Consider the following 5,025-nt stretch of genomic DNA (forward strand, 5'->3'; position numbering starts at 1 on the left):
ATACATATCCGGAAGTACTTTGATGGTAATATTTTCTCCGTTTATTCGGGAAATGATGGTTTTCAGACGTTCATGTTCCGTACTTTCCAGTGCGATAATGATTTCTTCAATGCGGTATTTAGTAATGATTTCTTCCAGCTGATCAACATGGCCCAGATACGGCATTTTGTTTTCCAGGAGTTTGTCAATTCCGTTCAGATTGACAAAACCTACAAATTGATTTCCGCCGCCTTTTTCAATTCCTTCGATTTCCTGGTAGATTGCGACTGCTTTTTCAGATCCTCCGATCAACAAGGTTTTAAAACCATCTTTCCTGGAGTGAATGCGGTTTACGACCACGCTGGTAATGATTAACCGGGACGAAAAAGTGAGTCCGAAGTGCAGAAGTGCCAGTGTTAGGAGCGAGCGGTAATAATTGGTATATGTATTGACATCGTCATCGATCAAAAGCACAAAAAACAGTACGATGGATCCGAAAATAGTTGCAAAACTCGTCAGGGAAAGAATCTTCAGACGATAGAGTCTTCTGATATCCTGGTAGGTTCCCTGAAGTGCATAAAATAAGATCCAGAGTAGTGGAATAGCGATGATTCCGTAATAAAATGTTTCGTTGAATGAGAATTGCTCGTGCTCAATACTTGTTTTCCGATAGTAATAAAAAATTCCCCAGGAAAGAGCGGCTGTTAAAAAGTCGCTCCCAATAAATAACCATCTAAACAATTTATGCATTACAACTGATTCTTCTAAAAGTGTACGACTTTAATGTTATCAATGTAAACGTCACCAGAGCTTAACCCTGAGTCCAAAAGTGCCCGGAAGTAGGGTTTGTAATAAATGGAAGTTGGCGTGTTGGAGACGATGTCTTTCAGATCGATATAGATTTTTTTCCAGACCGGTTCCGAACCTTGAGCGTTCATTGAGATATTCGGATTGTCCGAAGCACTTCCTCCGTTTGGATACGAAAGGATACCGGTTAAAATAGAGTTCGTGTTTTTGTAATTGACTTCCAGGTAAACTTCCGCACCGCTTTTCGGCAAATACATGACATCGGTTGACAAACCAACCCAAAGAGAATCAGATGAGGTTAAAGCAATGTGACCATAATATCCCCAAGGTCCGATAGCACTGTTGTTTTCAACATTCAAAGTTGCATTTGAAATCGGATCGGGAGTAATTTTGATGGTTGAGTTTTCAAAATCTTCCACCCAGAATTTGGTTTCGGAAAAATAACGTGTTGTCGGATTAATCGCATAAGTTTCACCCGGAACAAGATCCATGGTATTTTGAAACGGTTCAACAAAAGGATAGATCTTTTTTGTAGCAGAAATCCCGTTGTTTCGAATTGCAGGGTAAAGAACTACTTTGCAGGAACCTGAAACAAGAATCGGAATTTTGCACGGAAGTTCAAACACCCCGATGATATTTCCATCGATATATACCCAGACATCGGTGAAGTTTTGGGTCAATTGTCCCGGATTTACAGATGAATTCGGATTGGAATTCAAAGTCCATTTACTAATATCAAGCCAAATGGGCGCCGGGTTATTTTTAACGCAACTTGATAACCCGAAAGAAAGAAGAACAAAAATGTATAAATATCTCATAGAAAAGTCTATCCCTAGCAAACGCAAATTTACGTTAATTATTGTCGAAAACCGATAGATGAGCAGATTTCAGTTTATCAATGATCTGATATGCCACATCCAGCGCTCTGTAAGCGTCATCAATCGAGACAACAACCGGCTTATGATGCACGATGGAATGATAGAATGAACGAAGTTCTTCCTGTATGGCATTTGACTTGGTAATTTCCGGTTTTAAGGCGGAAAGATTTACTTCGTCGTTGAGCTCAAAACTGAACATACTTGGAGCTTCCTGGTCTTTCGGAGTGATCATGATCTGGTCAACCGATTGGTTTAAGAAATCAATTGTCAGGTAGCCTGTTTTTTGGAAAATCCGTGCTTTTCGCATGTTGTTCAGGGACATACGGGATGCTGTAAGGTTTGCCACGCAGCCATTGTCAAATTCGAGCCGAACGGAAGTAATATCCGGGGTTTTGCTGACAACGCTTACTCCGCTTGCAGAAATTCTGCGGATGCTGGAATTGACACAACTCAAAACGATGTCCAAATCGTGGATCATCAGGTCAAGAATTACCGAAACATCCGTTCCGCGTGGATTGTATTGAGCCAACCGATGAATCTCAAAGAACATCGGTTTGATAATTAAAGGTTCTGCAGCTCTGAAAGCAGGGTTGAAGCGTTCTACATGTCCGACCTGAACAATCACTCCGGCTTCACGGGATAAATCCAATAAACTTTTTGCCTGTTCGGTTGTTTCGGCCAGCGGTTTTTCAATGAAAGCATGTTTGCTTGAGCGAATGGCCCGGGATGCGATATCGAAATGATGCAGGGTAGGAGCAACAACATCCACACAATCACATGCGTCGATCAATGCCTGCATATCATCCCACCTCGAGACCTTAAATTCCGTAATTGCCTTTTCTGCCGATTCATCCGAAGGATCGTAAAATCCAATGAATTCATACAAATCGGATAATTCCAGTATCAGCCGGATATGAATCCGTCCCAGGTGTCCTGCTCCGAATACTCCGATTTTTAGTCTCTGTTCGCTCATATTACAAATGTATCGATTCAAAGAATCTAAATGAGGTGAATAAAAAATGTGTTTTCAACAACCCATATTTAGTAGTTGCTGTTTGACCGGAATTTCCTCATTTTCTTTCAGATAGATCGGAAAGCTCTTTTGTTTGGCAAAGAAATGCGATGAAAATGAAAAAAAAATGACAAAAAGTGTAGAAAGATTGGAAAGAATGCCTATTTTTGCGCCCACTTAATGGAGATTGTAGCTCAGTTGGTTAGAGCGCCGGATTGTGGTTCCGGAGGTCGCGGGTTCGAGACCCGTCTTTCTCCCCAAAAACAATAAAGAGTGTGAAATGCGATAGCGGTCACACTCTTTTTGTTTTGTATATTGCTGATCTTTAAAATAGTTATATCCATATAGAAACGATCGCTTTCCACCGAATGAGAACAATTTTAAATGCTATCAGAGAGTATTATCGTAATCACAGTACTTTATGCAATTTTGCATTGCTATTTTGCTGGATGATTGTCAATCTCATCCAGGCGGCATTCACCGGGTTGGCAAATGACGAAGCTTATTATTGGATGTACTCCCGAAATATGGATTATGGATATTTTGATCATCCGCCAGCAATTGCTCTTTTAATCAAAGCAGGGTATGCCGTATTTCAGAGTGAATTGGGTGTTAGGTGGCTCATCGTACTGATGGAAACTCTTTTTATTTGGGGCGTCTTTTTGTTGACTAACCGCCGCAATTTTCCTTTGTTTTTTGTTATAGTTTGTTCCGTTAGTTGCCTGCAGGTTTATGGTTTTATTGCAGTTCCTGACGCACCACTACTTTTTTTTACTACTGTATTCTTTCTGCTTTATAAACGTTGGTCAGAAAATGATGGAGTTGTGAATAGCCTTCTGCTTGGTCTCACTATTGCTGCATTACTCTATTGCAAGTACCATGGTTTGCTCGTTCTTTTTTTTACTTTGCTTTCAAATCTGAGTGTATTAAAAAACAAGCGATTCTATTTGTTGATTAGTATCTCTGTGATTGCATACCTTCCCCATATTTTATGGCAGATTACCAATGATTATCCTTCTTATCAGTACCATGTACTTACGAAATCACAGGATCCCTATAAACCAGTAGATACACTGGTGTTTGTTGCGGGACAGCTGATGATTGCGGGACCACTTACCGGTTTGCTGCTTTTTTACACTGCTTTCCGTTACCGTGTGCAAAGCGTGACGGAAAAAGCGTTGAAGTATACATTTACAGGTTTCATAGTCTTTTTTCTGTTCTCCACATTGAATGCACCAGTTGAAGCAAACTGGACTGTTGCGGCGTTTGTACCAATGATCGTTTTGAGTTACAACTACATGACTTTACGCCCCACACTAAAAAAGTGGATGATTCGACTTTCGCTTGTAAGCTGTTTGTTTTTTATGTTCCTGAGAGTAAATCTTATTTTTGATCTTGTTCCTGCCGTTGGGAGCAAGCTGCTTCCCGAATTCTATGATTGGAAAACCTGGGCAAGGCAAATCCAGGCGGAAGCAGGAGAAAAACCGGTTGTTTTTGCGAATTCCTATCAAAAGGCTTCCAAATACAGCTTTTACAGTGGTCAAACCTCCTTGTCTCTTAACAATATTCAATACCGTCGTAACCAGTATGATATCTGGAATATTGAAGAAAGTTTGCAGGGAAAACGAATCATTTATATCCCGAATTGGGAGATTGCCGGGGAAGGTGTTCATTCTTTATGGACGATGAAGGGGAAAATTCAATACATCTTCATTGATAATTTTCGCTCTTATTCCAAAATTAATATAACAACACCTGAACCACGGTATGTATTCAAAGCCGGCATGCTGGTTCATTTTCCGGTGACCCTGATAAACAACTATGGAAACCCGGTCACTTTTGGCAAAAACAAGACGTATCCTGATTGGCTGGTCTTTTGTCTTTTCCGGGAAGAAGAATCAGTGGGTGAGGAAAAGAAATTAGCATTGGATGGTTTAACAATTGACGATTCATTGAACGTCCGTACACTCTTTCAGGTACCTGAACGAACGGGAACTTATTACCTGCGAATATCCATAAAGAACGGCTGGCTTCCTCCGGGCATCAATAGCAGACTTATTCGTTTGAGGGTAGAGTAACGGTTGATTCCAATTCGAAAAAAATCAGAATATGCCGTTGACTAATAGTATTCCTTAAAGTTTGTTGGATATTGCCATACTTATTCAACAAAAGTCTAATAAATACAAAGGAATATCCCTATGATCCATTATTTAGAATATCACTTGCCCTGGAGTTTAGGTGATTTTTTTAAGTCACGCAAATTCTATAGACTCCGACTATGCCGGAGCGCAGATTTTAATTTGCAGTACCTCGGATTCTATTTGTCTGCTGACAAATATCCTCGCCTTC

General features: G+C 40.3%; 4 protein-coding genes and 1 tRNA gene. 2 read left to right on the forward strand and 3 right to left on the reverse strand.

The annotated features are described in order from the left end of the window. From Q1V93_RS05575 to Q1V93_RS05585, 3 genes are all read right to left on the reverse strand, one after another. Nucleotides 1-729: nucleoside-diphosphate sugar epimerase/dehydratase (locus Q1V93_RS05575; RefSeq protein ID WP_367183770.1), on the reverse strand; the 729-nt coding region annotated here is incomplete at its 3' end. Nucleotides 730-743: 14 nt separating this feature from the next. Further along, nucleotides 744-1,604 carry a hypothetical protein gene (locus tag Q1V93_RS05580; RefSeq protein ID WP_300662585.1) on the reverse strand — a complete coding sequence of 287 codons (861 nt, stop codon included), beginning with the start codon at nucleotides 1,602-1,604 and terminating at the stop codon, nucleotides 744-746. Between the two features lie 34 nt (nucleotides 1,605-1,638). Next, complete coding sequence (locus Q1V93_RS05585) at nucleotides 1,639-2,637, reverse strand: Gfo/Idh/MocA family oxidoreductase (RefSeq protein ID WP_300662588.1); 999 nt, start codon at nucleotides 2,635-2,637, stop codon at nucleotides 1,639-1,641. 222 nt (nucleotides 2,638-2,859) lie between these two features. On the opposite strand from Q1V93_RS05585, the gene Q1V93_RS05590 reads away from it, so the two are divergent. Together Q1V93_RS05590 and Q1V93_RS05595 are read left to right on the forward strand one after the other, a co-directional pair. After that, a tRNA-His gene (locus Q1V93_RS05590) sits at nucleotides 2,860-2,936 on the forward strand. Nucleotides 2,937-3,044: 108 nt separating this feature from the next. Continuing rightward, nucleotides 3,045-4,754: a hypothetical protein gene (locus Q1V93_RS05595; RefSeq protein WP_300662591.1), complete on the forward strand. Its 1,710-nt coding sequence runs from the start codon at nucleotides 3,045-3,047 to the stop codon at nucleotides 4,752-4,754. Nucleotides 4,755-5,025: the final 271 nt, after the last annotated feature.

This window comes from Fluviicola sp. (assembly GCF_030151805.1).
Classification (GTDB): Bacteria; Bacteroidota; Bacteroidia; order Flavobacteriales_D; family Crocinitomicaceae; genus Fluviicola.

Coding starts and splice junctions, on each gene's coding strand:
- Q1V93_RS05585 (WP_300662588.1), bottom strand. CDS start 2,637: ATGAGCGAACAGAGACTAAAAATCGGAGTATTCGGAGCAGGACACCTG.
- Q1V93_RS05580 (WP_300662585.1), bottom strand. CDS start 1,604: ATGAGATATTTATACATTTTTGTTCTTCTTTCTTTCGGGTTATCAAGT.
- Q1V93_RS05595 (WP_300662591.1), top strand. CDS start 3,045: ATGAGAACAATTTTAAATGCTATCAGAGAGTATTATCGTAATCACAGT.